This window comes from Streptomyces aureus (assembly GCF_000725495.1).
Classification (GTDB): Bacteria; Actinomycetota; Actinomycetes; order Streptomycetales; family Streptomycetaceae; genus Streptomyces; species Streptomyces aureus_B.
In genome coordinates, this window is the sequence record NZ_JNZD01000002.1 from 17138 (window position 1) to 42627 (window position 25490).

Consider the following 25490-nt stretch of genomic DNA (forward strand, 5'->3'; position numbering starts at 1 on the left):
CTGCTCGCTGGAGTGCGCTTGAGGTCAAGCCTTGGCGAACGGCCCGTCCAGGGCGGCCCACTGCAGCAGCATGATGGTCTTGGCGTCCGCGATCTCGCCGGTGCGGATCATCGACAGGGCCTCGCGGAAGGGCAGTTCGACCGTCTCGATGTCCTCGCCCTCCTCGTCGAGTCCGCCGCCCTCGTGGGTGCGCGTGGACGGCCCGTAGGAGGCGGCGTAGAAGCTCACCCGTTCGGTGACCGAACCCGGGCTCATGTAGATGTCGAAGACGTGCTCGACCTCGCCGACGGTGTGCCCGGTCTCCTCGATGACCTCGCGCCGCACCGCGACCTCGGGGTGCTCGTCGTCCTCGTCGAGCAGACCGCCGGGCGTCTCGACGAGCATGCCGTCCGGGTGCCCGTTGACGTACGCGGGGTAGCGGAACTGCCTGGTCAGCAGCACGGTCTCCCGCTCGGCGTCGTACAGCAGGAGCGTGGCGCCGTTGCCGCGGTCGTGGGTCTCGCGCTCCTGGGTGCTCCAGGTCCCGTCGGTGCGCTGGAGGTCGAAGGTGGTCGTGCGCTCCACGTACCAGTGGCAGGACAGGAGTTTCACGTCCCGGATCCTGACGCGCGGGTTGCCGGTCAGATCGCGGCCCGTCCGGTCGAGTCCGGTGCGGCCCCTGCGGTCGGGGGTGTCGATGCCCGCGGTCATCGCGTGCGGGCCCGGCGGGAGCGGGAGTTGTCGTTCATGGGCCCTGTCTACCATCCCGAGACCAAGATCCTGGTCACAGCGGGCCGTCGCCCGTTTAGGCTCACCGCATGGAACAGACGGAGATCATCCTGCGCGCGATCGGCGTGCTCACCGAGACCAACGCCATGGTGCGCAGGATCGCCCAGGACGAGGAGGACGGGGTCGAGGCGGCCGAGAACAATCTGGGCGCGCTCGTCACGGAGGTGTTCCCGCGCGTCGAGGTGCCCGGTGACGCCGGCCCGGCCGAGGCGGGGCAGGCGGTCGCCGACGCCTATCTGCCCGCCGCCATCTCGTTGGTGGGCGCCTTCGCGTTCCTCTTCTCCGAACTCGCGGACCTCCACGACTCCGGACGCACCGACGTCTCGACCGCCGACCTGCTCCAGGACCTCGCCCTGCGGATGTCCCGGGCCGGCAACGACTGACCGGAGCCGGCCCGGGGGCGGTGGATCAGTCGTGCGGGACGACCGCCACCGGGCAGGGCGCGTGGTGCATGACCGCGTGGGCCACGGAACCGATGCGCGCGCCCATCGCGGACCGGTCGGCCCGGCGGCCCACGACCATCAGCTGGGCCCGGCCGGAGAGCGACAGCAGCACCTGCCCGGCGCTGCCCATCTCGATGTGCTGGGTGACGGCCACCTCGGGGAAGCGCTCCCGCCAGGGCCGCAGCGCCTCCTCCAGCGCCTTGCGCTCGTACGGCTCCAGTCCGCCGGCCTCGTCGAGCATCTTCAGCGATCCGGGGCTGTAGGCGAACACCGGCGGCAGGCTCCAGGCACGGACGGCCCGCACCGCCGCGCCCCGGGCCGCCGCCGTCTCGAACGCGAAGCGCAGCGCCGAGGCACCGTCCTCGGGGCCGCCCTGATGACCCACGACGATCTCCCGGCCGCCCGCCTCGTCCCCGGGCCGGTCCTCCGAGCGCACCAGTACGACGGGGCAGGGCGCCTCGGCGATCACCCGCTGCCCGACGGATCCGAGCAGGAAGCCGACGAACGCGCCGTATCCGCGGGACCCGAGGACCAGGGTCCCCGTGTCGGCGGCGACGCCGAGGAGCGCCTCCACCACCTCGCCGTCGTCGGAGTCGATCACGTCGACCGTCACGATCAGGCCCGGGTGCCGGTCGGTGACCGTGCGGGCGGCGTCCTCGATCATGCGGTGGGCCCAGCGCGCCTGGTCCTCGCGGTCACCGCCGCCGACCATGTCGTGCGGCGGCCAGTGCCAGGCGTACACCACCCGCAGGGGCACGTCCCGGCGGACCGCCTCCCGGCCCGCCCAGGCCAGCGCGGCCCTGCTCTCGGGTGATCCGTCCACGCCCACGGTGATCGGGTGGGTCATCCGCCTGCCTTCCGTCGCCGGCCCGCCTGACCGGCCGGGTGCTCGTGCGTCCTGACCGCTCCAGTGTCCGCCACCCGGGGCCCCGGCGGGATCCCGGCCGGATCTTCCGGCCGGTCGGACGGACCGGCGACCGGCGCTCCCCCGGCGGCGGGACGGGGTGCGCCGAGGCGGACGGGACCGGCTACGCCGAGGCCCGGACGACGAGTTCCGGGTCGAAGATCAGCGAGGTGGGTTCGGTGCGGACGCCCCGGTTGTGCTCGTCCAGGAGGGCCGCCATCGCCGCGGCCATCTCCTCCACGGGCTGGCGCACCGTGGTCAGCGGGGGGCGGCAGGTGACGGCCACGCTGGAGTCGTCGAAGCCGACTACCGCGACGTCGTCCGGCACCGCCCTGCCCTTCTCCCGCAGCAACTGGCACACCCCCTGCGCCATCAGGTCGTTGGCGGCGAACACCCCGTCCACGTCCGGGTGTTCGGCCAGCAGACCGGACATCGCCGCCATGCCGCTGTCCAGGGTGAACCCGCCCTCGGCGACGGGCACGTACGGGTGTCCGCCGCGCGCCATCGCATCGCGGAACCCGGCGAGCCGGTCCTGGCTCGCGGCCACGCCGAGCGGCCCGGTGACGGTGACGATCCGCCGGCATCCCCGCTCCAGCAGGTGTTCGGCGGCGAGCCGGGCTCCCTCGCGATGGGCGAGGTCGACGTAACTGAGCCGCACCGGACGCGACGGCCGGGCGAACAGGACGGCGGGCAGCCCCGCGTCCGCGAGCAGGGCGGGCAGCGGGTCGTCGGCGTGGGTGGAGACGACGAGGGCCCCGTCCGCGCTGCCCTGCCGGAGGTCGGCCAGCACCTGGCTCCTGGTCTCCGCGGACTCGGCGAACATCAGCAGCGGATGCATCGACCGCGGACGCAGGTATCCCACCACTCCGCTGACGACCCGTCCGAAGAAGGGGTCCGCGAAGACCCGCGCGGCGAAGGCGTTCTGCTCCTCCCCCGGGGTGTCCCCCGCGCCGGAGACGATCAGCGCCACGGTCTGGCTGCGCCGGGTCACCAGCGACCGGGCGGCCCGGTTGGGCGCGTAGCCGGTCCGCTCGATGGCCCGGCGCACCACCTCCTGGATGCCGGGGTCGACGTTGCGGACCCCGTTGATGACCCGGGACACGGTCGCGCGGGAGACTCCGGCCACCCGCGCGACATCCTCCAGCGTGGGAGCCTGTCTGCTCATGGCGGCACCCTAACGGGCGGGCGCCGCCCCGGGATAGAGCGCTCTCCCCGGACTCCCGGCACTCAGCCGGGGCCCCCGACGTGGGCGACGGCGGTGAGCGGCAGGGCTCCCGCGGAGCGGCCGGCGAACACGCGGTAGGGGCCGGGCCGGGTGCGCCACGCGTGCTCGGCCTCGTCCCAGTGGCGCAGCGCGCGGGACGGTATCCGCACCGACGCCGTGACCCGTTCCCCCGGCTCGGCCCGCACGGCCGCGAATCCGGCGAGCCGGCGTTCCGGTCGGTCCGGGTCCCCCGGAAGTCCGGAGAGGTACACCTGGACGACCTCCCGGCCTCGGCGCGGGCCCGTGTTGCGCACCCCGACCCGCACGGTGAACGGCTCGCCCGCCACGAGGCCGGCGGGGACCTCCACTTCCTCGTAGGACCAGGTGGTGTAGCCGAGTCCGTGCCCGAACCAGTAGGCCGGCGCTCGGTCGTGCCGGGCCCAGGCACGGTGGCCGACGTGCAGGCCCTCGGTGTAGTCGAGGTGTCCGTCCTCGGGCCGGGTGCGGGTGACCGGCGCGTCGGCGAGGGCGGCCGGCCAGGTCGTCGGCAGCCGGCCGCCCGGTTCGGCCCGGCCGAGGAGTACGTCGGCCAGGCCCGTGCCGCCCTCCTGTCCGGGGAACCAGCTCAGCAGGACGGCGCCGGCCCGTGCCCGCCAGGGCAGTTCGACGGGTCCGCCGCTGTTGACGACGACGACCGCGCGGGGATCGGCGTCCGTCAGCGCACGGACCAGCTCGTCCTGGCGTCCGCCGAGCCTCAGGTCCGTCCGGTCGCGCCCCTCGGACTCGTCGTGTTCGGTGGTGCCGACGAACACGATCACCGCGTCCGCGTCCCGTGCCGCCCGCACCGCCGCGGCCAAGGCCGATGCGTCGTCGGGGCGCGGCGCGGCGGCGGTGACGACGGTGGCCCGGCCGGTCCCCGGGGCGAGTTCGCGGCGCGCGACCACGCGGGCCGCGCGTCCGGCGGTGAGGGGGACGGACACGCCGTGCACGGGCGGGTTCACATGGACGACGGCCGGATCGTCGCTGTCCTTGCCGAACTCCCCTTCCATGACGATGTGTTCGTCGACCGTGAGGCACAGGCGACCGAATCCGCCGACGCCGAGCGTCCACGGCCCCGAGACGTCCGGCAGGAGGAGGGCCTCGATCTCGACGGTGTGCGCTCCGGCCGGCAGCGGCGGCTCCAACTGCCGCCCTCCGTGACGGTGTCCGGAGTACAGGGCGCGTCCGGCCGCGTCCCGTACGCGCAGCCGTACGCCTTCCTCGCCGGTGACGGGGTCGGTGCACAGCCGCGGGGTCAGGGGCGGAGGAGGCGCGTCGGTCGAGGGACCGGGCACATGGACGACGCGGACGCCGTCGCCGAGGGCGTCCCCGAGGCCGTCCAGGGGCGTCACGATCCGCTCGGGGAACACCCCCGCGCTGCCCCCGCCCTGACCGCGCGGCAGGGCGGCGTGCGCCCCGATCACGGCGACCGTGCGCAGCCGTGCCGGATCGAACGGCAGGATCCCGCGGTTCTCCAGCAGCACCGTGCTCGCGGACACGGCCTCGCGCAGCAGCGCCCGCGCCCCGTCCCGCTCGACGGCGGGCGGCTCCCGCTTCGGCGGCTCCCCTCTCGGCGACTCCCCTCCCGGTGACTCTCCACTCGGCGGCTCCCCTCCCGGTGACTCTCCACTCGGCGGCTCCCCGAGCGCGCCGCAGGCGGCGGCGAGCCGGAGCAGCCGCCGCACCTTGTCGTCGACGGCCCGCGCCGGGACGCGTCCCGCCTCCACGGCCCGCACCAGGTCCTCGCCCCAGGGGCCGTCGGGGCCCGGCATCACGAGGTCCAGGGCGGCGCGGGCGGTCTCCTCGCAGCCGCGCACCGCGCCCCAGTCGGAGACCACCACGCCCTCGAAGCCCCACTCCCGCTTGAGCGGATCCTCGAGCAGGGGGCTCGCGGTCATCGTGGTGCCGCCGACGCCGTTGTACCCGGCCATGACGACCCGGACGCCCGCCGCGACCGCCGCCTCGAACGGCGCCAGGTACACCTCCCGCAGGACCCGCTCCGACACCCGGACGTCGACGGTCAGCCGGTCGGTCTCGCTGTCGTTCGCCACGTAGTGCTTGGCGGCGGCCGCCACCTGACCCGCCTGGATGCCCCTGACGAGCGCGGCACCGGTGCGGCCGGTCAGTTCGGGGTCCTCGGAGTAGCACTCGAAGTGCCGTCCGCCGAGCGGTGTGCGGTGGAGGTTGAGGGTGGGCGCGAGGACGACGTCGACGCCCTTGCGGCGCGCCTCGGCGGCGAGCAGCCCGCCGAGGCGTTCCACCAGGCGCTCGTCCCACAGCGCCCCGAGCGCCGACGCGGAGGGCAGCAGCAGCGCCGGATCACGCTCGTCCCACGACTCCCCGCGCACCCCGGCGGGACCGTCCGACAGGACCATCTCCCGCAGCCCCAGGGCCGGTTCGGCCCGGGTGCGCCAGGTGGTCGCGCCGGTCAGCAGCCGGACCTTCTCGCGGAGCGTGAGTTTCCCGAGGAGCGCCTCGCGCTCCGCCTCGCCGTCCGTCCCGCCGTCCGTCCTGACCACCCGTTGAGCCTCCTTCGTCATGGGAGAGCGCTCTCCGGCGCTTCCGGGGGTCAGTTGTAGACCCCGAACTCGTACAGCGAGTAGCCCCAGCCGGTGCCGCGGGCCGTGCCGTTGACCCGTACGTAGCGGCCGGTGCCGGTGACGTCGAGGTCGTCGACGCCGCCGTTGCCGTCGGTGACCGTGCGCACCGTGGTCCAGTTCTGCCCGTCGTCCGAGGTCTGGAGCGTGTAGGCCTTGGCGTACGAGGTCTCCCAGACGAGTTGCACATGGCGGAACGAGGTGCGGGAGCCGAGGTCGGCCCGGAGCCACTGGGGGTCGCTCCAGTCGCTGGCCCAGCGGGTGTTCGGGTTGCCGTCGACGGCGTTCGCCGCGGTGCAGGGGCAGTCGCCGCCGCCGGTCTGGTACGAGGAGGCGGTGACCGGCTTGCCGAGCGCGAGGTTCGTGCCGCTCGGGGTCGGCGGCACGATCCGCACCGACCGGGTCTCGACCCCCACGTTGCCCCTGCCGTCCTTGACCTTGACGTAGAACTTCCACACCCCGGGCCGGTCCGGCGCGGTCACCCGGAGCCGGCCGCCGCCGAGGTCGGTGAAGGGCAGCGGGTTCAGCTGTCTGCTCTGGTCGAGATACATGCTGTTGTCCAGCACCTCGTAGGTGAGCGGATCGCCGTCGGGGTCGGTGGCCTTCACCGCGAGGGTGAGGTCGCGCCCGGCCGGCACCTTGCCCGCGTCCCCCTCCACCGCGAGGTCCGTGATGACCGGCGCTGTGTCGTCCCGGGAGGTGTCCTGGCCGTACGCCCGCTTCACGGCGTAGTACGACAGCCGCTTCTCCCCCGCGGGCAGCAGGTTGAACCAGATGCCGCCGAAGTCGTACTCGGTCCCGTAGTGGAACATCGTGGCGCCGAGCGCGACGCCCTTGTGCCCGGTGACGCAGTTCCAGGCCCGGGTGTAGCCGTCGACCTTCGCCCGGTCGGTGGGTTCGGCGGGGACGCCGTTGGCGTCGTCCGGCACCTCCCACTCGCCCGCGGGTCCGGCCTCGGTGACGATGTACGGCTTGGTGTAACCGCCCTGCTGCCAGGCCGACTTGATGTCACAGACGGCGTTGTAGGAGTTCACCGCGTACAGGTCCAGGTCGGGCGCGTTCCTCTTGTAGTAGGGCCAGGCGCCGGTCCACGCGTCGGTGGACGTGACGGGGTGGTTCGGGTCGACGGCGTGGATCTTCCTGGTGATGTCGTTGACCAGCGTGGTGTAGGCGTTCCGCTGCCGTTCCAGCTCGTCGCCGCTGTAGCAGTTCTGCAGTCCGAGCACGGACTCGTTCCCCACGTCCCACATCAGGACGCCGGGGTTGTCCTTGTACGCGGCGGCCCACTGCGGGAACTCGGTGAGCACCTGGTTCTTGTAGGCGGTGTCGGTGAGGTAGTTGACGCAGCCGCCGCTGCCGGGGCCGCCGCCGGGCTGGAGCCAGAAGCCGCCGATCACGCGGATGCCCTGGGCCGCCGCCGCGTCGAAGAGGGGCTTGCTGGAGGCGTCGGTGCCCCAGGTGCGGACGGTGTTGACGCCCATCGACTTCAGGTCCGGCATGTAACGCGCGGCGTCGGCGACGGCCGGCCCCCAGGTGAGGCCCTTGATCTGGTACGGGTTTCCGTCGACGGTGAGCTGCCAGTTGCCCTGCGAGCCGGTCACCTTGACGACGCCGCCGGCCGCCTGGGCCTGCTGGGCGGGCAGGACGAGCGCTCCGGCGGCGAGCAGGGCCGCGGTGAGAGGCGCCGCGACGCGGTGGGGGGTGGTCCGGGTGCGGGTACGGGATCGGGTCATGGGTGTCCGTCCGGGTACGGGTGTGGGGTGCGGGTGGGGGGAACAGCGACCTGGGGGGCGGCGGCCCCACCGGCCGGGTGCGGGCCGGACCGGCGGGGCGTCCGTGTCGGGTCGGGTGGTCGGATCGTCAGGTCGGGTCGGGTCAGGTGGTCGGAGCAGGCCGCGTCGGACGCCGCCTTCGTCGGCGCCGCGCCTGTTCACGTCAGGTCGGTCGGGTCAGTCGGGACTGGACAGTCGGGTCACGGGAGCCGGTAGTCGACGCCGAGGGCCGCGCCCGCCTCGGGATGCGTCTGGTCGTAACCACGGGCGTCGCACTGGAGTCCGCCGATGACGCAGTGGTCGACGAGCGCCTTCAGGGTCGGCGCGTCCCACGCGTTGAAGAAGTCGTAGTGGAAGGAGTAGCCGGCCCCGCTGGAGAGCCTGACCTGCGACATGTCGCCGTTGACCGGGAAGGCCATCTTGAACTCGATCATCGGCAGGGCGACCGGGTGGTCGTCCGGGCAGATGTTGTTGTTGGTGCCGGGGTTGACCACCGGATACGCCATGTGGCTCTGGTGGTTCGGCGTGTCCAGATACTTGCCGTCCCAGCAACTGGGCGCCTGGAAACGGATGTTCAGCTGGACGTCGGCGGTGTTCGGGCACTGCTGGGGGAAGTCCACGTTGAAGTAGCTGTTGCCGCACTCCCAGCCCTCGACGAAGCCCCGGTGGTTGCGGAAGTCGGCCGCGGACTGCATCGGGCTGCCGACCACGAAGCGCAGCCCCTTGGGGAAGGGCCGGACGCTGGTGTAGTCGGTGACGCCCGCCTTGTAGTAGATGACCTGCGGCCCCACCGGCAGGACGGGGGTCCCGCCCTTGAGCAGGGTCGGCATCCAGTACGCGGACTTGTCGCCCGGCGCCCTGCACGTGGTGGAACCGGCGTCGAGCGTGGCCGTGGTGCTGGCGGCGTCGGTCGTGGTGTTGCCCAGGAACGTGTGGTCATGGGACTTGCCCGGCTGACCGGGATAGACGATGGGGTCGTCGGGCCGCGTGCGGGTCACCGAGCAGTTTGCCTGGAACTCGTGGAAGTAGCGGTGCGCGGGCTCCGCCTTGGACGGGACGACACCGGTGACCTGCGGATTCGCCGGGATGTAGCCGTCGCCGTCCGGGTCCTCGGGTGAGGACAGCGTCGAGACGGGCATCGCGTGCGCGGCGTGGACCGCGCCGGAGCCGACCGCGGACGACGGTGGGGCGGAGACGGGGTCGGCGCTCATGGCCACCCCGGTCAGGCCGAGCGTGGTCAGCACCAGCGCGCCGGACATCAGCATTCCTGAGACGATCTTCGATCTCCGTGCCATGGAGACCTCCTGCCACGTCGATGGGGACGGTGGGGGTCGGGCGGTCCATCACATGTGCCGAGGAATCGGGAGAGCGCTCTCCCGTCGAGGAGTGTTGGGGCGACGGCGCGTGAGTGTCAAGGGAGTTGACGAAGGATCACGAACGCGTTCCGTACCCATCTCTTGAACACAACCGCGGAGGCCGCCGGCGCCCGCTTGCCGGACGAGGACAGGCGCATCGGCGGAGGAATCGGCTCGAACCGGCACCGACTTCCCCTCGTCCCGAAGGAACCTGCACGGGACTCCGGTCACAACTCTTGACGCCTCGTTCACCTCGTTGAAGCATGCATCAGCGAGAGAGCGCTCCCCGTACCTCCCATCGTTCACTTCCTGAACCAGGAGAGTCGCCCCCCATGCCTTCGACCCCCACAGGCACCCCGGAGCCCGGCCGTTCCCCCGTCGCGCGGCGCACCGTCCTCGGAGCGATGGCGGCCGGCGCCGCCGCACCCGGACTGCTCGCGCTGTCCTCACCGGCGTCCGCCTCCCCCACCGGGACCACCTCGTCCGCGGCCGAGGCCGCCGCGTCCGTCCCGCGCTCACGGTCCGCGCGGCGGCAGGCGCCCCTGCCCGGCGGCGGTGACCTGGGCCCCAACGTCATCGTCTTCGGACCCTCGACGCCCGGCATCCAGGCCAGGCTCGACCAGGTCTTCAAGCAGCAGGAGTCGGCGCAGTTCGGCACCGGCCGCTACGCGTTCCTGTTCAAGCCCGGCACGTACAACGGGCTCAACGCCCAGCTCGGCTTCTACACCTCGATCGCCGGCCTCGGCCTGTCACCCGACGACACGACCATCAACGGTGACGTGACGGTCGACGCGGGCTGGTTCAACGGCAACGCCACCCAGAACTTCTGGCGTTCGGCGGAGAACCTCGCGCTCAGCCCGGTCAGCGGCACCAACCGGTGGGCGGTCGCCCAGGCCGCCCCGTTCCGTCGTATGCACGTCAAGGGCGGTCTCAACCTCGCGCCCGACGGGTACGGCTGGGCCAGCGGCGGTTACATCGCCGACAGCCGCATCGACGGTTCCGTCGGACCGTACTCGCAGCAGCAGTGGTACACCCGCGACAGTTCGGTGGGCGGCTGGGTCAACGCCGTCTGGAACATGGTGTTCTCGGGTGTCCAGGGCGCTCCCGCGCAGTCCTTCCCGAACCCGCCGTACACCACGCTCGCCACCACACCGGTGTCCCGGGAGAAGCCGTTCCTGTATCTGAGCGGCAGCGACTACCGGGTGTTCCTGCCGGAGAAGCGCGTCAACGCGCGCGGCACGACCTGGGGGAACGGCACCCCGCGCGGCACCTCGCTGCCGCTCGGTCAGTTCTACGTGGCGCGGCCCGGGGTGAGCGCCGCGACCTTGAACGCGGCCCTCGCGCAGGGGCTCCATCTGCTGCTGACCCCGGGGATCTACCACCTGGACCGGCCGATCGAGGTGAACCGGGCCGGAACCGTGGTCCTCGGCCTCGGCTATGCCACGCTGATCCCGGACAACGGCGTCACCGCGCTCAGGACGGCCGACGTGGACGGCATCCGGCTGGCCGGCTTCCTCGTCGACGCCGGGCCCGTCAACTCCAGGACTCTGCTGGAGATCGGTCCGGCCGGGGCGTCGGCGGACCACTCGGCGAACCCGACCACCGTGCAGGACGTCTTCGTGCGCATCGGCGGTGCGGGCGCGGGCCGGGCGACGACCAGCATGGTCGTCAACAGCCGGCACACGATCGTCGACCACACCTGGGTCTGGCGGGCCGACCACGGCACCGGGGTCGGCTGGGAGACCAACCGCGCCGACTACGGCATCCGCGTCAACGGCGACGACGTCCTGGCCACGGGCCTGTTCGTCGAGCACTTCAACAAGTACGACGTGCAGTGGTACGGCCAGCGGGGCCGCACGATCTTCTTCCAGAACGAGAAGGCGTACGACGCCCCGAACCAGGCCGCGATCCAGAACGGGAGCGTCAAGGGGTACGCGGCCTACAAGGTCGGCGACGCGGTGACCACGCACGAGGGCTGGGGCCTGGGCAGCTACTGCTACTACAACGTGGACCCGACGATCGTCCAGCACCACGGATTCGCGGCGCCGAACAGGCCGGGCGTGAAGTTCCACGACCTGCTGGTGGTCTCCCTCGGCGGCAACGGACAGTACGAGCACGTCGTCAACGACACGGGCGCGCCCACGTCGGGGACCTCCACCGTGCCGTCCACCGTGGTCTCGTACCCCTGACCGCCGCGGGCGGGCGCGCCCGCCCCTGTCCGTCTCCCCTCAGTCCTCCCCCCACGGGTGCGTCCCGGGGAGCCCGGCCTTCGCGGAGGCCGGGCTCCCCGGGGCGACGGCGTCACGGCGCCGGAGCCGTCCGCACGCTCGGTCAGTAGCGCTGGGCCTTGGCCAGCACCGCGGTGAGCTGCGGCTCGGCGGGCTGCCTGCTCACGACGACCGGCTGCGCCTTCTTGCCGGGTTCGAGGTTCTCCTTGCCGACGTACCGGGTCTCCACGACCTTGCCGTCGGGGTTCTTGAAGTCGACCTGCACGGCGTACGAGGCCGTCTTGCCGCTCTTGTTGGTGATGGTGACGAGCACGGCCCGCAGCCCGCCGGTCTCCGCCGTGGGCAGTCCGGTCATGCTGACCTCGGACGTCGCGTTGCCGCTGCCCTGGACGTTCTTCAGCTCCTTCTGGGCGGTGGCGGAGGCGCGGGCGGTGTCGGCGTCGACCGAGGCCGCGAACTCCGAGGCCCGGGCCGAGACGGAGGCGGCCGCCGAGGACGCCCGCTCGGACGCGGACGCGATGATCGAGGAGGCCGCCGAGGCGATGGCCGACGGCGCGGACCCGGTGAAGTTCGAGGTGTTCGGCGGGGAGATCGAGGCCGTGCTGCTGCCGCCACCACCGTTGTCCGAGCTGCACGACACGAGAGCGGAGCCGCACGCGATCGCGGACAGCAGGACGGCGGCGCGCCACGATCCGCTCCGGCCGCGGGGAACACGTCTGCTCATGGGGCTGGCCTCTTCCTGACGAACCGGACACGGGGCTCGTCCGCTTCCTGCCGAACGGACTCCCTCATGCTCCGTGCCGGGTCCGGCCACGGCGAACCACGGGGGCCCATTGGGGTGGCGCGCGCCGGATCAGCCCCCGGGTCCCGTCCCGCCGAGCCAGGCGTCGGCGACCGCCAGGGCCGCGGCCATGATGCTGAGCTGGGGGTTGACCTCGGGGCAGCCCGGCAGGACCGAACCGTCCGCGACGAGGACGCCGTGGACACCGCGGAGCCTGCCCTCGGGGTCCGCGGGAGCCCGCTGCGGATCGCCGCCCGCGGCGACCGTGCCGGTCGGGTGGAACGCGGAGACGTGCAGATCGCGGGGCCCGGTCCGGGCGAGGAGGTCGTCGAGCGCCTCGGGCGAACCCGCGCGGGGTGCCTTCGGGACTCCGGTGAGGACTTCCGTCGCCCCGGCGGCGAAGAGCAGGCGGCCCATGGCGCGTACGGCGGTCAGCAGGCGGTCGCCGTCGCGCGGGGCGAGGTCGTAGCGCACGAGGGTGCGGTCGCGGCCCCGGACCCGTCCGGAGGGGCGGTCGGCGATCATGGCGCCGAGGGTGGCCAGACGGTCCGACTCCTCCAGTTCGCGCCGCAGTTCGCGGCCGAGACCGGGCAGGACGAAGCTGCTCATGCCGGGCGGGCTCGCGGTCGCCTCGAGGAGGATCCCGTCCTTGCGCAGTTCCTCGACGCCGACGCTCTGGAGCACGCCGCGCCAGGCCGTCACCGGTTCCGCGAAGCGTCCGGCGACACTGGTGGCCGGGTGCACGCTGAGGTTGCGGCCCAAGCGGGGATGTCCGCCGAGGCCCGAGCGGCGCAGCAGGGACGGGGTCTGGAGGGCGCCGGCCGCGGTCACGACCAGGGGGCTGAGGATCTCCAGTTCGCCGCCGTCTGGGCGGTGCGCCCGGACCCCGGCGGCGCGGGGCGGGCCCGGCACGTCGTGGTCCACCAGGATGCGGTGGACCCGCGCGCCGGTGACGATGCGGGCGCCGGCCGCGCAGGCGTCGGGCAGGACCGAGAGCTGGACACTCTGTTTGGCACCGGTCGGGCAGCCCACGACGCACTGACACGAGCCCTTGCAGCCGGGGGCGTTGCGGCGCAGCGGGGCGGCGCTCCAGCCGAGCCGCCGGGCGCCCTCGAGGGTGAGCAGCCCGTTGGCACCGAGGACGTCGAGGGGCTGGGGTGCCACGTTCAGGGTGCGTTCGGCCTCGTCGAGGAGGGGGCCGAGGCGCTCGGCGAGCTCGAACCCGAACGTGGTCCGCCAGCGGGCGAGCACGGCGTCCGGGGTGCGGTAGCAGGTACCGGAGTTGACCACGGTGGTGCCGCCGACGGCGCGGCCGGTCGGCAGCAGGACGGGAGGCCTGCCGAGGGCCACGGTGGCACCGCCGTCGCGGTAGAGCTCGGTGAACCGGTCGAGGGGTACCCGGCGGCCGAAGGAGGCCGTCGGGTGGTGCCGGCCCTCCTCGATGACGACGACGCTCAGTCCGGCGCGCGCGAGGGTCCGTGCGGCCATGGCGCCGCCCGCCCCGGAGCCCACGACGACGGCGTCGGCGGTGGTGCGGGCGGGCCACTCCTCGGCCGGCGTGCAGTCGAGGGGCGGATCGGCCGGGGCCGGTACGGGAACGGGCGGGACTCCCGTTCGTTCGGTGCCCGCGGCCAGCAGGACGGGAACCTTGAGGAGGTCGAGGAGCGGGGCGAGCCGGGGGCGCCGTGCCAGCGAGCGCAGGACGTCCTCGCGCTCGTCCGGGTGCAGGGCGGCCAGGCGTCTGCCGGTGCGCGCCAGGGCGTACGTCTCGACGGCGGCGACGGCGGCCCGTACCCCGGCGCTCGCCGGGCGGGGCAGGGCGGCGAGCACGGAGTCGAGGCGGTGCGGCACGCGGGCGGGCCATGCGCCGGCGTCGGTATCGGTGTCGTCGGCGGCGAGGAGGGCGGCGACGAGTCCATCGCCGGTCATCGTTCCCCCGCCTCCGCGTGGGCGGTGCCCTCCAGGGTCCAGGAGGCTTCCGGGCGCCAGCGGCCCCACCAGCGCTCCAGGACGACCCGGGCGTCGGCGGACTCGCTGTTGCGGCACACGGCCCGGGCGCCGTCCGGGTCGCGGTACTCCAGGGTGAGGGTCCGCTCCGGTGGCTGGGTGACGTCGACGCGGACGCGGCGCAGGGCCGTGCGTCCGGTGACGGTCCAGGTGGGCAGGCCGAGGTCGGCGCGGAAGCGGCCGAGTCCGAGCAGGCCGGTCGCGGAGCGCTCGGGGCGCCGGGGCCAGGTGCGGCCGGAGCGGCGCAGGCGCAGGAAGACGAGCGGGGGCAGCCTCCGCAGCGCGGGCCGGGTGGAGACGGCGGCGACGATCTCCAGGACCGCGCCGTCACCGAGGTCGGCGTGCAGCCAGGTCCAGCGCTGGGCGTTGCCGTGCCCGTAGATCCGGGCCGAGGCTCCCGGCGCTCCGCTGATCTTCAACGTCGTTGTGTCGTAGGAGAGTTCGCCTTCGTAAGTGGCCCGTGCGGCCGGCAGCATCTGGGCGGCGGGGAGGAGCGGGTGGCGCCAGGACCAGCGGGGGAAGGTGAACAGGGGCGGGTCCTCGGGCCGTTCGGTGAGGCTCCACCGGAAGTCGCCCGCCCGGCCTTCGAGTCGCCCGCCCGAGGAGGTCACGCCTTCGGCGGTGAAGCCGTCGGCCGGCCGGGTCCAGGGAACGGGGCCGAAGCGGGCGTGCCGCACCTCGCCCGCGCGCGGGAAGACCGCGGCCCAGCCGTGGGCGAAGGGTTCGGATCCGTCGGCGGGTGCGGTCAGTTCGTGGTGCAGCCAGACGCCGGTGCCGGTCTCCGGGTCGGTGAGGGTGGTGTACCAGACCTCGGTACGGCCCGGGGTGCCGTTCCATCGCGGGGCGCCGTGGGCCCCCGGGTCCTCGCGGCGGGGGAAGCGGAAGCCGAGCAGGAAGGGGAGCAGACCGGTGCCCAGTGGGAAGCGGAGGACTCCTTCGCCCACCCGGGTGTGCCCGTCGTACAGCGTGAAGGGCAGGACGGTCATCGAGGTGAGGGGCCGGCGGGGACTCACCGACTTCCAGCCGTCCAGGGTGAGGCGGCGCCCGTCGGCGGTGAAGGCGAGCCGGTAGCGGATGCGCCGCCGGGCGACCGGGGAGACCTCCAACTCGCCCTCGGCGGCCGGGTCGTCGGCACGTCCGGCGATGCGGACCCGGCCGGTGAGCCGGGCCGGGGTGGTGCGGTGCGGGAGCAGGACCCGGTCGGCGGCGGCGCGCAGGTCGAGCCGGACGCGCCGCTCCCCCGGTTCGCCGTCGAGGCGGACCGTGCCCAGCAGGGTCTCCGTGAACACCGTGCCCCTCATGCGAGCCCCTCCAGCATGATGCGCTCGGTGTCCCGCAGATAGGAGTCGGCCGCCTCCCGGGCCCGGCGGGCGTCCCCGGCGGTGACGGCCTCCACGACGGGCGCCAGCCTGCGATGGGCGGTCTCCGGATCGGTGAAGGGCCCCTGGAGCAGGGAGCGGACCGGCAGGTAGGCGTTGAACAGCGTGTTCGTGAGCAGGACGTACACGCGGTTGCCGGTGGCGCGGGCCAGCGCGCGGTGCACCTCCACGTCGGCCAGCTGGACCGCGTCGGCCCCTTGGGCGGCCCGCACCGCGTCGAGCAGCGCGCTCAGCTCGGCCGCCTGCGGGCGGGTGCGGCGTTCGGCGGCCCGCTCGGCGATCGACGCGCCCACTCCGCGCCGTACCTCGAAGACCTCGCGCACCCAGCCCGAGTCGTGGCGCACGAGCATGGGCAGCAGGTCCGCCCCTCCCGAGCGGGCGTAGTCCCGCACCCGGGTGCCCACGCCGTGGCGGGTCTCCAGCAGCCCGGCCTGGACGAGCCGCCCGAAGGCGTGCTTGAGCGTGGTGCGGGTGACGCCGTACCCGTCGGCCAGCCGCCGCTCCGGGGGGAGGTAACTCCCGGCCGGATGACGACCGTCGAGGATGTCCGTGCGCAGCCGGTCCTCCAGGACGTCCACGATGGTCTCGCGAGGCAGAGCCTCCACGTTTCCCCCTTCGGGCGAGTGGCTGAGTGGATGAGCCACTGAACCAGTCGACGCGGGCGGGGTCAACCCTCAGCCGGAAAGCAACTGGGTTCAGGCCACTGAGAGTTGGACCGGACCAATTGTGTGAGAAGCGTTGACAGGCGCGCCGCCCGGACCGACTCTGAGAGCGCTCTCAAAAGAAACGGACGAGCCGCGTCCGCATTCATCCACCTCGCTGAACCCCCACATCAAGGAGGCAGAGAGAGTGCGCGTACCCATCAGAAGGCCGGCCTGGGCACTGGCCTCGGCAACCCTCTCGGCGGCACTGCTCGCCTTCGGCGCGCCCCCGCCCGCCGAGGCCGCGGTCCCGGCGACCATCCCCCTCACGTTCACGAACAACTCGGGCCGCGGTGACCAGGTCTACATCTACGACCTCGGCACCGAACTCTCGACGGGCAGGCAGGGCTGGGCCGACGCGAACGGCACCTTCCACCCCTGGCCTGCGGGCGGCAATCCCCCGACGCCCGCACCCGACGCCTCGATCGCGGGACCGGCGAACGGCCAGTCGAAGACGATCCGGCTGCCCAAGTTCTCCGGCCGGCTCTACTTCTCCTTCGGCCAGAAGCTGGACTTCCGGGTGACGACCGGCGGTCTCGTGCAGCCGGCCGTCCAGAATCCGAGCGATCCGAACCGCAACATCCTCTTCAACTGGTCCGAGTACACGCTCAACGACTCCGGACTGTGGATCAACAGCACCCAGGTCGACATGTTCTCCGCCCCGTACGCCGTCGGGGTCAAGGGCGGCGACGGGTCCACGAAGAACACCGGACACCTCAAGTCCGGTGGCTACAACGGCTTCTTCAACGCCCTGCGCGCCCAGCCGGGCGGCTGGGCGAAGCTCGTCCAGACCCGGCCGGACGGCACGGTGCTGCGGGCGCTCGCCCCGGGGCACGGCATCGAGGCGGGCGCGCTGCCGGCCACGGTCATGGACGACTACATCAACCGCGTGTGGCAGAAGTACGGTTCGTCGACGCTGACGGTGACCCCGTTCGCCGACCAGCCGAACACCAAGTACTTCGGGCGCGTCTCCGGTGGCGTCATGAACTTCACCAACAGCTCGGGAGCGGTCGTCACCAGCTTCCAGAAGCCCGACTCGGACAGCGTGTTCGGCTGCTACAAGCGGCTGGACGCGCCCAACGACCTGGTGCGCGGCCCCATTTCCCGCACCCTGTGCGCCGGGTTCAACCGCACCACGCTGCTGACCAACTCCATTCAGCCCGACACGAGTTCCGCGAACTTCTACCAGGACGGGGTCACCAACCAGTACGCCCGTGCCATCCACGCGCAGATGGCCGACGGCAAGGCCTACGCGTTCGCCTTCGACGACGTCGGGAACCACGAGTCCCTCGTCCACGACGGCAATCCGCAGCAGGCCTTCGTCACGCTGGATCCGTTCAGCTGACCTGGGTGCGGTGCGGGCGGGGCGGGTGCGTCCGCCCCGCCCGCACCATCGGCCTCAGTCGAGACAGTGGACCGGAACCCGCTGGACCAGGTTGTTCATGAAGCCGCCCCGGTTCCACGGCTGGTCGAGCGGCTGGGTGTGCCCGTCGGCGTCGGTGGCCCGTGCGCTGAGGACGTACCGGCCGGGGGTCGCGCTCCAGGTGAAGGTCCAGGCGCGCCAGGCCCAGCGGTGACCGTCCGCGGGGTCCAGCCGGGCGGGATGCCAGGAGCGCCCGTCGTCGGTGCTGACCTCGACCCCCGTCACCGGCGCGCATCCCGACCAGGCGCGTCCGGTCAGCATGACGTCGCCGGGTCTGACGGCCCGCTCCCTGGACATGAAGTCGGGGAAGCCCGGCGGGGCCAGCAGGGCGCGCGGGGCGATACGGGTGACCGGCTCGCCCGCGTCCGAGGCGTCCTGGCGCAGCCGGTAGGCGACGTCCTGCTGGAATCCCCGGAACGGAGCACTGGTCACGGTGATCTCCCGGAGCCACTTCACGTGCGCCATTCCGTACCAGCCCGGCACCACGAGCCGCAGCGGATAACCGTGCTGCGGGGGCAGCGGGGCTCCGTTCATCGCGTAGGCCACCAGGACCTCGGGCTCGTCGCCGCGCGCCACATCCAGGGGAAGGGCCCGCTGGTAGTCCTGCTCGACCCCGCGTTCCACGCCGTGGTCGGCCCCGCCGAACACCACGTCCACCGCATCCGCCTCGACCCCGGCCTCGGCGAGCAGCACGCGCAGCGGCACGCCCGTCCACTCGGCCGTGCCGACCGCCTCCACGAGCCAGGGCTGGCTCACCGGCCGGGGGGTCAGCAGGGCGCGCCCGTTGCCGGCGCACTCCATCGTCACCCGTTGTCCGACCGCGGGATACGCCTTCAGGTCGTCGACGCCGAGCAGCAGCGGACGCCGTACCCGCCCGCCGAGGACGAGCCGCCAGGAGGCCTCGTCCGCGTAGGGGATGTCGTAGTGGGTCAGCACGTAGTGCAGGCCCGGCGGTGTGAGCTCGTACCGCAGGGCCTCCAGCGGCAGCCCGTGATTGCGGGCGGCCAGGGCCAGCTCCTGGTGGCTGACCCCTTCGTCCGGCCCGGCCAGCCGGGCGGGTGCGCTCATGTCCTCGAGGCGTTGCCCCATGCGTCCAGTGTCCGCCCGCCCGGGCCGGGGGCGCCAGCCCGGCGCGGCACCTCGAACCGGCCATGATCCAAGGGCTCTCCGTCGCCCCCGGGCGTGTCCGCTCTAGACGGGACGGGGGCCCACGCTGCGGTCGACCAGGTCGCGCCAGCCCGCTTCCAGGCGTTCCGGGGACATGCCGCGCTGGCGGGTCAGATGGCCGATCAGTGCCGGGTCCAGGTATCCCATCAGGGTCTGGGCGAGGAGTTCGGTGTCCGTGTCGGGACCGGGGCCGGTCTGCCGCAGCAGCATGCAGACGTGCATGAAGCGCACCCGGTACGGCGCGGTGGTGAAGCGGCGGGTGGACTCGGGCTCGGCCGCGAGATACATGTCGAGCCGTTCGGCGGTGAGGCGCAGGGCCTGGCCGCCGAAGGCGTGCAGGCGCTCCACCGCCGGCGCCCCGGGGCCCAGCGGCGCCGGACCGCTGATGAAGGCGCGCTGGAAACTCTGCTCGGTGTGGTCGAGCAGCGCCATCAGCAGTCCGTTGCGGTCGCCGAAGCGCCGGAAGACGGTCCCCTTGCCCACGGCCGCCGCGCAGGCGACGCCCTCCATCGTGAGTCTGGCCACACCCTGCTCCTCGACGAGCCGTGCAGCGGCCTCCAGCAGCCGGGCGCGATTGCGGGCGGCGTCGGCCCGCAGCGGAGTGGCCTCGGGGGCGCTGAGCTGCATGAGGACGGGCTCGTCGAACGATTCCGGCCGCTCGGCGGACGGCGGATATGGCTGGGACATGAAGCAAGCGTAACGGCAACCGGGGACAACTGGACTGCGGTCCGCTTCAGTGATAGACCTTAAGCGGACTTCGGTCCGCTTTATTGCGGCAGTGTTTCAGCCTTTCCAGCCCCCCGGGAGATTTCCATGTCCGTACGCATCCTCGCGCTCGTCGGCAGCCTGCGCGCCGGTTCCCACAACCGTCAGCTCGCTGAGGCGGCCGTGAAGCTCGCCCCTGAGGGTGCCGAGGTCGAGCTCTTCGAGGGCCTGGCCGAGATCCCCTTCTACAACGAGGACCTCGACGTCGAGGGCGACGTGCCCGCCGCCGCGGCCAAGCTGCGCGCCGCCGCCGGCTCCGCCGACGCCTTCCTCCTGTTCTCGCCCGAGTACAACGGCACCATCCCGGCCGTCCTGAAGAACGCCATCGACTGGCTGTCCCGTCCGTTCGGCGCGGGCGCCTTCGGCGGCAAGCCCGTCGTCGTGGTCGGCACCGCGTACGGCCAGTTCGGCGGCGTGTGGGCGCAGGACGAGGCCCGCAAGGCCGTGGGCATCGCCGGCGGCACCGTGCTGGAGGACGTCAAGCTCTCCGTCGCCGGCTCCGTGGTCCGCTTCGCCGAGACGCACCCCGTCGACGACGCCGAGGTCGCGGGTCAGCTCGCCGAGGTCCTGAACCGACTGCACGCGCACGTCGAGGCTCCGGCCGCGGCCTGACAACTCCCCTGTGGGCCGGTCCGGTTGACCCGGGCCGGCCCTCGGCATGTCGTGACTCGGTCACCGTTCGTCCCAAGATCGACACGACTCTGGCGGAGCCTCACCCTCCGCGACAGGATGCCCGCATGAAGAGCGATCTCTTTTCCAGTGACCACATGGTGCAGCCGGCCGTCGCGGCGGGCATGACCGTCCAGAACGCCAAGTCCATCAAGTACGCCGTCCAGGGCGAGATGTTCGCGCGCCAGGGCGCGATGGTCGCCTATCGCGGCAATCTCCAGTTCGAGCGCAAGGGCCAGGGCGTGGGCGGCATGCTCAAGCGGGCGGTCACCGGTGAGGGACTTCCGCTGATGACCGTACGGGGCCAGGGCGAGGCGTGGTTCGCGCACGAGGCGCAGAACTGTTTCATCGTGAGCATCGAGCCCAGCGACGTGTTCACGGTCAACGGACGCAACGTGCTGTGCTTCGACGCCTCGCTCTCGTACGAGATCAAGACCGTGAAGGGCGCGGGCATCACCGGCGGCGGTCTGTTCAACAGCGTCTTCACCGGTCACGGGAGCCTCGGCCTCATATGCGAGGGCAACCCGCTCGTCATTCCCGTCTCCCAGCAGCAGCCGGTGTTCGTCGACACCGACGCGGTGGTCGGCTGGACGGCGCAGCTGCGCACCTCGCTGCACCGCTCGCAGTCGATCGGCTCGATGATCCGGGGCGGTTCGGGCGAGGCCGTGCAGCTGAAGCTGGAGGGCGAGGGCTGTGTCGTCGTCCGTCCCAGCGAGGCGACACCGCAGAAGACCCAGCAGCACTGATCCGGGCCACGCGAAGGGGGCTCCGCCGGCCGGCGGAGCCCCCTCGTGTTCCCGGCCCGACCGCTGGTCAGCGACGGGCGGCCGGGGTGTTGGCGGCCGTGACGTTGACGGCGGCCCAGGCCGCGCCCACCGCCTTGTACTCGGCGCTGTTCGCGCCGTACATGTCGCTCGCGGCCTTCAGCGTGGCCTTGCGGGCGTCGTGGAAGTCGGTCGTGGAGACCATGTAGCGGGTGAGCGCCCGGTAGAACACGGCGGTGGCCTTGGTGCGGCCGATCCCGGTCACGCGGGAACCGTCGTACGTCGGCGAGTCGTACGTCACGCCGTTGATCGTCTTGCGGCCGCTGCCCTCGGCGAGCAGGTAGAACGCGTGCGAGGAGACACCGGAGCCGGCGTGCACCTCGGTGTCGTACGCGGCGGGCGACCAGTAGTCGATCGTCTCCTCGAGCACGTCGAGGGACGGGTGGTCGAGGCGGCGCAGGAACTTCTGCGCCAGGCCCAGCTTCTCGCCCACCAGGTAGTTCGGCGGGTTCTTCGGGTTGTTCGCCGAGAACTCGACGTTCGAGCCGAAGATGTCGGCGAGCGACTCGTTCAGGGCGCCCGGCTCGCCGTACTGGTTGCCGTCGTCGTCGACGCGGGTGGGCTCGAGGGCCGCGGTCGCGTCGACGACCCCGTGGGTCAGCTCGTGGCCGGTGACGTCGAGGACGACGAGCGGCTTCTTGAACACCTGGCCGTCGCCGTCGCCGTACAGCATGCAGCCGCAGACCGAGTCCCAGAAGGCGTTGCCGACCTTGTTGCCGAAGTGGACCATGCCGCGGGCGCCGGCGCTGTTGTTCTTGATGCCCTTGCGGCCGAAGGTCTTCTTGTAGAAGTCCAGGGTCTGGGTGATGCCGTACTGGGCGTCGACGGCGGCGCTGGACCGGGCGGCGGTGGTGCCGGTGCCCCACTTGTTGTCACCGTCGGTGAACGCCTTGCCCCGCGCGAAGGACTCCAGCTCCTGGCCCTTGGCGTCCCGGGTCTCGGTGTTCCACCGGGTCGGGTCCTTGAGGACGTAGGTGGTCCGGGCGGTGCGGGTGGTCTTCAGCGCCACCTTGCCGGCGAAGAGGGAGGCCCCGCTGCCGGTGGCGGTCGCCGGGTAGTGGCCCGCGGCGGCGATGCCGGTGAGCCCGGACAGGCCGGCGGCGGGCGCCGTGCCGGTCTGCGGGGTGGCGCTCTCGCCGTGCTTGCGCAGCTCGGCGGCCAGGGACGGCGATATGAACTCGTCGCTGTTCGGGGTGTTGCTGCGAATCTTGCCGGTACGGGCGTCCACGACGACCGTGCTCGACCCGCCCGCCTCCGTGGTGCCGCTGTCGGTGACGACGACCTGGTAGGCGAGGTCGGCGGCGCCGTCGCGGGCGTCCACGACGAGCTGCGCGGTGCCCGCGTCACCCTGCGCGACGGCCTCGGCCTTCCGCTCCGCCTGCTCCGGCGTCAGCCGCGCCTCGACGGTGGAGGGCTTCACGGTGTGGTCGGCGGCCCGGGTCACGCCCAGGTACTCGCCCTGCTTGCCGAGGTGGACGACCAGGTCGCCGCCGAGGACGGGAAGGCCCTGGTGGGTGCGGACGAAGCGGACGTGCCGCTTGCCGTCCGGGTCGGTCATGACGTCCTTGGCCTCGAGGGTGTCGCCCTGAATGACACCGGTGGCCGAGGCGTGCGCGAACGCGGCCGCCCTGGCGGCGGCCACGGGGGACGCGGCCGAGGCCGCCACCCGGGCGGAACCGTCGGGGGCGGAGGCGAAGGCGGGGCCGGGGAGCGTGGCGGCCGTCGTCACGGCGACGGCGATCGCCACGCGGCGTATGTGGGGTCTACGCACTGAGTTCCTTTGCACAGGGGCGGCCGGGATCACCGGCCGCCTGAGGACGCGGCGCCGTCGAACGCCGCGGGAGCTGTCGGGCTCCGCTGCGCCACCCTCACCGATGCGTCATGTACATGTAAAGAAGAAAGATCCCTTTTCTTGCTTTTGAGGGCATTTCTTTACGCATGACTGCTGCTCGGTGATCGAGGAGTGGTCAACAGTGCACCGATGGGACAGATGTGAGGGGCGATGAGGTGGTTGCGCGGCCGGGCCGATCAATGGGTTCATGTGACCGATGTCGCATCACCTCCGCCCCCGGAGGTCTCAGACCGCCCGGTCGGCGAGCGCGGACAGCACGGTCCGCAGTTCCTCCGCGGGTCCGGGCACGAGGGCGGCTTCCGCCAGCAGCGCGTCCGCCGCGGCCAGATGGCGGCGCGCCTCGCGCACGGCCGTCGCCCTGCCCCCGGCCCGCTCGATCAGGGCCGTCGCGCGGCGGACTCCGGCGGCGTCCAACGCGTGCGCTTCGGTGAGGAGTTCGTCGAGTTCTCCGTATCCGGCGCCGCCCAGCGCGGCGAGCACCGGCAGGGTCTTCTTCCCCTGCCTGAGGTCGCTGTGGACCGGCTTGCCGGTGACCTCCGGATCTCCCCAGATGCCGAGGACGTCGTCGGCGATCTGGAACGCGACGCCGAGGTGGCGTCCGGCCCGGTCCAGCACGGTCACGGTCGCCTCGGGCGCTCCGGCCAGCCGGGCGCCGAGGGCCAGCGCGCAGCCGAGCAGGGCGCCCGTCTTGCGCTCGGCCATGAGCTCGTACTCCGCCACGCCGACCGCGTCGGGTCCGGTCCAGGGCCGGTCTGCGAACAGCAGGTCCTCGGCCTGGCCGTGCACCAGGTCTCCCAGCGCCGAGGTCAACTGGCGCACCGCGGGGCCCGCTTGGGGCGTCACGGCCACGGTCTGCACCGCCAGCGCGAACAGCGCGTCGCCGGCCAGGACGGCCGGCCCGGTTCCGTACGCCTTCCACACGGCCGGACGGCCGCGGCGCAGGGCGTCGCCGTCCATGATGTCGTCGTGGAGCAGCGAGAAGACGTGGACGAGCTCCACCGCGACGGCTCCCGGCACACCGGCCTCGGGCGGGCCCGAGACGATCTGCGCTCCGAGGACCGCCAGCGCCTGCCGCACCCCCTTGCCCTGGCCGTGGTCGGCGGGGGCGCCCCCGACCTCGCAGCGGCCGAACGCGTAGCCGGCCATCTCGGCGAGCCAGGGGTGCAGCGAACCGGTCGCCTCCGCCAGGGCGGGGGCGGCGAGTTCACGGCAGCGCCGCAGGATCTCCGCGGCGGCCGACGGGGGTTCGGGGGCGGCGTCGGGCTCCTGGAACGCCGGGGCCTTCCGCTCCGGGTGCGTCGCGGTCACCGGAGGCGCGGTGGCCGTCGGCGAAGCCGCGGCGTCCGAGGGCGCCGCCGCCTCGAGAGCCGTCAGCGGCGTGGAGGTGTCCGGCGCCGCCCGGACGTCGAGGGCTGCCGGCGGTGCCGAGGTGTCCGGGGCAGCCGTCGGCGGTGCCGAGGTGTCCGGGGTCGCCGGGGCGTCGAGGGCCGTCGAGGTCATCACGCGGCCTCCGTCGACTCTGCCCTGGGGCTCAATCCGAGTTCCGTCCGCGCCTGTTCGACCATCCGGTGGGCGTGGCGCAGGCCGATGCGCTCCAGCAGGACGGCCAACTCATCCAGTTCGGCGGCGGTTTCGGCCGCGTCGCGGCCGAGGCGGGCGAGGGACTTCACCAGCCCGAGACGGGACAGGGCCGTGCCGCGCGGCTCGCCCATGGCCTCGAACTCGGCGAGCGCGCCCGCGTACACGGTACGGGCCTGCTCGTAACGCCCGGCGCGGTAGAGGACGTTGCCGCGCATCTTGTGGTTGTAGGCGAGCGCCCCGGACAGCTTCATCGCGCGGCAGGAGACCTCGGCCTCGCTCAGCAGCTCCAGCGCCCGCTCCGTGTCGCCGTCGCGGACGGAGACGATGTCCGCGAGTCCGCGCAGCGCCCAGGCGTGGCCGCGCCGGTCCTCGGCACCGGCGGCTATCCCGGCCGCCTCCTCGAACAGCGCGTAGGCGCGGTCGTACCCGCCGGTGTTGCGGTGGATCTGGGCGATGCCCTCCAGGGCCCACACGGTGTGCCGGGCCTCACCGCGCTTGCGGGCCTCGGCCAGCAGCTGCTCGTGCAGCACGGTCACGGCCTCGTAGTCGCCCTGGATGCGGCCGGTCTCGGCCATGCCGGCCAGCGAGTAGCCGCGCACCACGACGTCCCCCGCCTGCCCGCCGAGTTCGGCGGCCAGCCGCAGCAGCCGCCACGCCAGCGGGAACGCTCCGCGCTGACGGGCCAGGGTGCCGCCGCTCCACAGCGCCCAGGCCATCGCCGCGCCGTCCCCCGCCTCCCGGGCGGTGCGGTAACTCGCCTTCCACGCACGGTCGGCGTCCGCGACCTGGCCGAGCCGGCGGTGCGCCTCGGCGACGGCGAGGCCCGAACGGGCGGCCTCGGCCCGGGCTCCGGACCTCTCGGCGGCGCGCAGTTGCTCGGTGCCCGCCGCCAGGACGTCGGTCAGCGAGGAGTTCACCGACAGGGTGGTCAGGGCGCCCTGGTACTCCGGGGCGAAGGCCTTGCCGTACATGAATGCCTTTCCGCCCGCCACCGTCCGCCCGCCGGGGCGCCGGACCGGTGACGATGCTGT

General features: G+C 72.9%; 20 protein-coding genes. 5 read left to right on the forward strand and 15 right to left on the reverse strand.

What is annotated here, in order from left to right; all coding sequences use genetic code 11:
- Window positions 1-24: 24 nt before the first annotated feature.
- Window positions 25-690 (reverse strand): NUDIX domain-containing protein, encoded by a 666-nt coding sequence (locus tag IO36_RS02410; protein WP_037615493.1) that lies wholly within the window; start codon window positions 688-690, stop codon window positions 25-27.
- Between the two features lie 107 nt (window positions 691-797).
- Here IO36_RS02410 and IO36_RS02415 point away from each other — a divergent pair, with 107 nt between their 5' ends.
- Window positions 798-1151 (forward strand): hypothetical protein, encoded by a 354-nt coding sequence (locus tag IO36_RS02415; protein WP_037615496.1) that lies wholly within the window; start codon window positions 798-800, stop codon window positions 1149-1151.
- Window positions 1152-1176: 25 nt separating this feature from the next.
- Here IO36_RS02415 and IO36_RS02420 read toward each other — a convergent pair whose 3' ends face one another.
- From IO36_RS02420 to IO36_RS02440, 5 genes are all read right to left on the reverse strand, one after another.
- Window positions 1177-2058: a universal stress protein gene (locus tag IO36_RS02420; protein ID WP_037615497.1), complete on the reverse strand. Its 882-nt coding sequence runs from the start codon at window positions 2056-2058 to the stop codon at window positions 1177-1179.
- A gap of 181 nt (window positions 2059-2239) precedes the next feature.
- Window positions 2240-3280 carry a LacI family DNA-binding transcriptional regulator gene (locus tag IO36_RS02425; RefSeq protein WP_037615500.1) on the reverse strand — a complete coding sequence of 347 codons (1041 nt, stop codon included), beginning with the start codon at window positions 3278-3280 and terminating at the stop codon, window positions 2240-2242.
- Window positions 3281-3342: 62 nt separating this feature from the next.
- Window positions 3343-5898, reverse strand: a complete 2556-nt coding sequence (locus IO36_RS02430) for a glycoside hydrolase family 3 C-terminal domain-containing protein (protein ID WP_051899935.1) — start codon at window positions 5896-5898, stop codon at window positions 3343-3345.
- Window positions 5899-5927: 29 nt separating this feature from the next.
- On the reverse strand, window positions 5928-7688 hold the full coding sequence (locus IO36_RS02435; RefSeq protein WP_037615505.1) for a discoidin domain-containing protein: 1761 nt from the start codon (window positions 7686-7688) through the stop codon (window positions 5928-5930).
- Window positions 7689-7927: 239 nt separating this feature from the next.
- Window positions 7928-9022 carry a DUF1996 domain-containing protein gene (locus IO36_RS02440; protein ID WP_037615507.1) on the reverse strand — a complete coding sequence of 365 codons (1095 nt, stop codon included), beginning with the start codon at window positions 9020-9022 and terminating at the stop codon, window positions 7928-7930.
- Between the two features lie 392 nt (window positions 9023-9414).
- Here IO36_RS02440 and IO36_RS02445 point away from each other — a divergent pair, with 392 nt between their 5' ends.
- The gene (locus tag IO36_RS02445) at window positions 9415-11271 is read left to right on the forward strand and encodes a hypothetical protein (RefSeq protein ID WP_037615509.1); all 1857 of its coding nucleotides are present in this window, start codon (window positions 9415-9417) and stop codon (window positions 11269-11271) included.
- A 142-nt stretch (window positions 11272-11413) separates the two neighbouring features.
- Here IO36_RS02445 and IO36_RS02450 read toward each other — a convergent pair whose 3' ends face one another.
- From IO36_RS02450 to IO36_RS02465, 4 genes are all read right to left on the reverse strand, one after another.
- Entirely contained in the window at window positions 11414-12034 is a 621-nt protein-coding gene (locus IO36_RS02450; RefSeq protein ID WP_037615511.1) for a hypothetical protein, read from the reverse strand.
- Window positions 12035-12163: 129 nt separating this feature from the next.
- Complete coding sequence (locus IO36_RS02455; RefSeq protein WP_037615513.1) at window positions 12164-14020, reverse strand: GMC family oxidoreductase; 1857 nt, start codon at window positions 14018-14020, stop codon at window positions 12164-12166.
- Complete coding sequence (locus tag IO36_RS02460) at window positions 14017-15399, reverse strand: hypothetical protein (RefSeq protein ID WP_037615515.1); 1383 nt, start codon at window positions 15397-15399, stop codon at window positions 14017-14019. Before IO36_RS02460 ends, IO36_RS02455 begins: the two co-directional genes overlap by 4 nt.
- Entirely contained in the window at window positions 15396-16082 is a 687-nt protein-coding gene (locus tag IO36_RS02465) for a FadR/GntR family transcriptional regulator (RefSeq protein WP_037615517.1), read from the reverse strand. Before IO36_RS02465 ends, IO36_RS02460 begins: the two co-directional genes overlap by 4 nt.
- A 244-nt stretch (window positions 16083-16326) precedes the next feature.
- Between IO36_RS02465 and IO36_RS02470 the strand changes: the two genes are divergently transcribed.
- Window positions 16327-17523, forward strand: a complete 1197-nt coding sequence (locus IO36_RS02470) for a glycoside hydrolase family 64 protein (protein ID WP_107065614.1) — start codon at window positions 16327-16329, stop codon at window positions 17521-17523.
- A gap of 54 nt (window positions 17524-17577) precedes the next feature.
- On the opposite strand, the gene IO36_RS02475 is transcribed toward IO36_RS02470, so the two are convergent.
- On the reverse strand, window positions 17578-18690 hold the full coding sequence (locus IO36_RS02475) for a sulfite oxidase (RefSeq protein ID WP_037615520.1): 1113 nt from the start codon (window positions 18688-18690) through the stop codon (window positions 17578-17580).
- Between the two features lie 102 nt (window positions 18691-18792).
- Window positions 18793-19455, reverse strand: coding sequence for a TetR/AcrR family transcriptional regulator (locus tag IO36_RS02480; RefSeq protein ID WP_037615521.1), 663 nt, complete (start codon window positions 19453-19455; stop codon window positions 18793-18795).
- 126 nt (window positions 19456-19581) lie between these two features.
- Between IO36_RS02480 and IO36_RS02485 the strand changes: the two genes are divergently transcribed.
- Together IO36_RS02485 and IO36_RS02490 are read left to right on the forward strand one after the other, a co-directional pair.
- Window positions 19582-20145, forward strand: a complete 564-nt coding sequence (locus IO36_RS02485; protein ID WP_037615523.1) for an NAD(P)H-dependent oxidoreductase — start codon at window positions 19582-19584, stop codon at window positions 20143-20145.
- A 125-nt stretch (window positions 20146-20270) separates the two neighbouring features.
- Window positions 20271-20948, forward strand: coding sequence for an AIM24 family protein (locus IO36_RS02490; RefSeq protein WP_037615525.1), 678 nt, complete (start codon window positions 20271-20273; stop codon window positions 20946-20948).
- A 67-nt stretch (window positions 20949-21015) separates the two neighbouring features.
- Here IO36_RS02490 and IO36_RS02495 read toward each other — a convergent pair whose 3' ends face one another.
- The 3 genes from IO36_RS02495 to IO36_RS02505 form a co-directional block, all read right to left on the reverse strand.
- Entirely contained in the window at window positions 21016-22797 is a 1782-nt protein-coding gene (locus tag IO36_RS02495) for a M4 family metallopeptidase (RefSeq protein ID WP_037615527.1), read from the reverse strand.
- A gap of 306 nt (window positions 22798-23103) precedes the next feature.
- On the reverse strand, window positions 23104-24378 hold the full coding sequence (locus IO36_RS02500; RefSeq protein WP_078942962.1) for a polyprenyl synthetase family protein: 1275 nt from the start codon (window positions 24376-24378) through the stop codon (window positions 23104-23106).
- Entirely contained in the window at window positions 24378-25430 is a 1053-nt protein-coding gene (locus IO36_RS02505) for a tetratricopeptide repeat protein (protein WP_037615529.1), read from the reverse strand. The genes IO36_RS02500 and IO36_RS02505 overlap by 1 nt, the downstream gene beginning before the upstream one ends.
- Window positions 25431-25490: the final 60 nt, after the last annotated feature.